This window comes from Paraconexibacter sp. (assembly GCF_041602235.1).
In the GTDB taxonomy this organism is placed as follows: Bacteria; Actinomycetota; Thermoleophilia; order Solirubrobacterales; family Solirubrobacteraceae; genus Paraconexibacter.
The window spans coordinates 1-3,330 of sequence record NZ_JBFIGP010000357.1; the positions used below are offsets into that span (position 1 = coordinate 1).

Here is a 3,330-nt window from a genome sequence, read left to right on the forward strand (position 1 = left end):
CTACGACTGCGTTCCCGGCGGGGACCTCGGGGTCGACCTGTACGTGGACAGCGTGAACCCTCCGGGGTACGTGCAGTCCTGAACCGGCGGGCGCTCAGGTGTTGTCCCGAGCCCCGATCTGCTGCGTTCCCGGCTCCCGCAGCTCGGCGTCGAAGAACAGGTACCCGAAGGCGCGCACGATGTCGTAGCGCACGGTGCCGGCCAGGCATCGCGCCCGCGCGATCCGCGCCCTCGACGGGATCTGCCGACGGCACAGGGTGCGCATGTCGCGCTGGAACTTGTCGTCCACCCGCTTGCGGTACCAGGAGTGGAAGCTGACGACCTTGCCCTTGCGGTACTTGCGCGAGCGGTTGATGCGGTCACGGACTGTGTGGCCGCCGTAGCCGGCGTCGTGCAGGTTGCAGGCGTCCACGAACCGGACCCTGTACGAGTGCTTGAGCCGCGAGTCGTAGAACTTGCTGGTGTTGCCGAAGTAGTTCTGGATCGCGGTGATCGACGACCACCCGGCCCCGCCGCACTTGTTGGAGACGCTCGCGATGGGGACCAGCAGCCGCAGCCACGCGCACGACGATCTCGGGGCGTTGACGCTGCGCTTCCCGGCCGCGTTCTCCGCCCAGACGCAGAAGAACATCGGGCCCTTCCAGCTCTTGGACATGCGCGTGCGCCAGATCCGGCGGCGCCCGTCGGCCGTGATCGCGCTGGAGGTCCGGACCCGGCGGACCACGGTGCCGCCCTGGTAGAGCACGGCGTGGACGGTCGCCTTGCCGCTGTCGTCGCGGACGCTGAACGGCAGGCGGGCGATCTTGCCGCGTCGCGCGAGGGGCTTGACCTGATGGGCGCGGACGACCGGGTCGGTCGCCGCCTTCGTCATGTCGAGATCGAAGCTGACGGTGTAGCTGCTGCACACGCCGCCGCAGACCACGAGCGCCGCCGAGCCGCTGAGCCACTTCTCGCTGTACCCGGCGGGTGGCGTGAACGTCACGCTGTAGGACTGCGTCTCGGTGCGACCGGTGACCGTGCCGTACGCGTCGCCTCCTGGCCAGGCCCACGACCGGTCCCCGACCTTCGCGCTCATCCGCACCTCGGAGCGGAACCCCGAGGCCCGGCTGACCGTCATCTGCCCGGCGATGGTGATCGGGCCTCCGGTCCACTCGCCGATGTACTTGTTCGTGCTCCCTTCCCGCAGCGCGAGATCCCCGCCGGTGATCGTGTAGCTCAGGTAGGCGTCGCCCGGGTCACCGAACGCGCCGCTGGCGGGCGCCGCGCGCAGCGACTGCGCGCCGGCGACCGGCGCGGCCAGCGCCACGGTCGCGCCGACCAGGGCGGCGACCATCGCCTTGCTCTTCCGTGATGACAGCGACATGGGTGTCCCTCGACGGTACGAGCGACCCCGTTCCCGTGGAAGCGCGGGAACTACGGCGCGGACTCCGTAGGAACACGCGCCCGGTCCGTGGGGCCTCCCCCACACCTTCCGGGGGACGCCCCGTGTTGGCATGGCCGGTGTCGACGTACGCTGCGCCGATGGTCCCACCGGCCCACCTCCACGGCGGACGTGTCCGCCGGCTGCCCTCCGTCGTCACCATCCTCGTGACGCTCACCGCGGCGTCGGGCTGTGGCGGTTCAGGCGATGGGGCGAACGATGCGCGCTCCGACGAGGCAGCCATCCGGGAGGTCGCCGCGGACTTCGTGGTCGCCGCAAACGCCCGCGACTGGAAGACCGTCTGCTCGCTCTTCACGCCGGACGCGGTCCGGCAGGCCGAGTCGCTCGGCGTCTCCTGCGAAGAGAGCTTCGAGCGCCGCAACCCGACCACCGAGAAGGTCACCCGATTCACGGTGAGCAACGTGCAGGTGCGGGGTGACCGAGCGACCGCCATCCTCGAGGGCGAGAACACCGTCGAGGGACTCACATCGACGACCCAGGCGTTCGAGAAGGTCGACGGCGAGTGGAAGATGGGACTCGCGGGATCCGGCGATCCGTCACCGTGACCACGGCAGCAGACCGGCGACAGCAAGGGCGATCTGGCTGCCGCGAGACGTGGCGGCTTCGAGCGATTGCCGCGGAATCAGAGCGCGAAGCCCGCCTTCTTGAGCAGTTCGCGCGCTTGCCGCGCGATCAGAGGTCCGAGGTCGAGACCCAAGACAACTCGAAGCCGCTCGTTGACGATCTGCATCTCGTGAGCGTTGATCGAACCCACTCGTCGCCACAGAGTGCTCTTGTGCACCGACGTCACGGCGTTGAGGTCGATGACGGACTCCTCCGGCAGCCCGTATCGGGAGTCCTTGGGCAGATGGAAGAAGAACGGATGTTCATGCTCTTCGACACGGGCCCAGTTGGTCATGGCTCGATGCCGCGGCTTCACCGAGTTGACGCGCAACGCGACAACGTCGTCCTTGTCTCCTCGGGTTCCGTCGTGCAGCAGCAGGACTGGTCGGAGCTTGACGGGCGCTTCGACGACGGTGCTCCTGCCTTTGCGTGCCGCGGCATAGCTGGACACCGAAGCGGCCATCTGACGTGTCCCGCTGTCATCTCGGTAGGACATGGGGAACTGCGCCGCGAAAGGGAAGACGCCGTAGACGAGGGCGCCGCGACGCAGATCGGCGGACGCGAGCGTCACTGGTCGGTGGTGTCGCGGTCGATCAGCTCGTCGATGAAGGCCGCTTCAACGTCGCTGCCTTCGTCGTCGGCCGCGAGATCCTGCGACAACGCGACATCGTCAACGCTCATGAGCACCTCCGGCGAGACCGTCGCTCCGGCTTCGATCAGTTCGAGGAGCGGCGCGACTAGCTGGTACGCCTCGTAGCTGAGAACAGCTCGCGTCGGCTTGCCGTATCGCGTTATCAGCACCCGGTCACCCTGCTCAAGCGCTTCGTTGGCCTGGGCCGGGAATCGGAACGCCTCAGCTGTCACCGCTACTTCGCTCATGAAACGAACCTATCAAGCACCGTACGGAAAATCCACAAACCGTACGGTTTACCCAGCCGTGGCTCGGACCACAACGTCGGCGCCGACTCCACCCGCGACCGCCCCAGGCGGCGCGGCATCGCCTGCCAGCGGCTGCGCGCCACCGCCGCCCCGCTGATCGAGTGGCTGCTGATCTGCACGCGTGAGGACTGGCTGGGCTCCACCCGCAACGCCCGCACCGACCGTGCACACCGAGCTGACCGCCCCGGAGCATCCCTACCGGCGCCGCCGGGGTGTCGTGGGCCTCGGGGTTCTGCGAACAGTTGTGCGAGGACTCCGAGCGGAGAGGGAGGGATTCGAACCCTCGATAGGGGTTTCACCCCTATACCCACTTAGCAGGCGGGCGCCTTCAGCCACTCGGCCACCTC

General features: G+C 68.2%; 4 protein-coding genes. 1 reads left to right on the plus strand and 3 read right to left on the minus strand.

Translation table 11 applies throughout. The features are described 5' to 3' along the window. Positions 1-94: 94 nt before the first annotated feature. Complete coding sequence (locus ABYE80_RS18780) at positions 95-1,363, minus strand: hypothetical protein (RefSeq protein WP_372791845.1); 1,269 nt, start codon at positions 1,361-1,363, stop codon at positions 95-97. A gap of 158 nt (positions 1,364-1,521) precedes the next feature. Here ABYE80_RS18780 and ABYE80_RS18785 point away from each other — a divergent pair, with 158 nt between their 5' ends. Next, positions 1,522-1,986, plus strand: coding sequence for a DUF4440 domain-containing protein (locus ABYE80_RS18785; protein WP_372791846.1), 465 nt, complete (start codon positions 1,522-1,524; stop codon positions 1,984-1,986). 77 nt (positions 1,987-2,063) lie between these two features. On the opposite strand, the gene ABYE80_RS18790 is transcribed toward ABYE80_RS18785, so the two are convergent. Then, positions 2,064-2,615: a type II toxin-antitoxin system PemK/MazF family toxin gene (locus ABYE80_RS18790; protein ID WP_372791847.1), complete on the minus strand. Its 552-nt coding sequence runs from the start codon at positions 2,613-2,615 to the stop codon at positions 2,064-2,066. Then, a complete protein-coding gene (locus tag ABYE80_RS18795) occupies positions 2,612-2,923 on the minus strand; it encodes a hypothetical protein (protein WP_372791848.1) in 312 nt (103 codons plus the stop codon). The genes ABYE80_RS18790 and ABYE80_RS18795 overlap by 4 nt, the downstream gene beginning before the upstream one ends. Positions 2,924-3,330 lie beyond the last annotated feature (407 nt).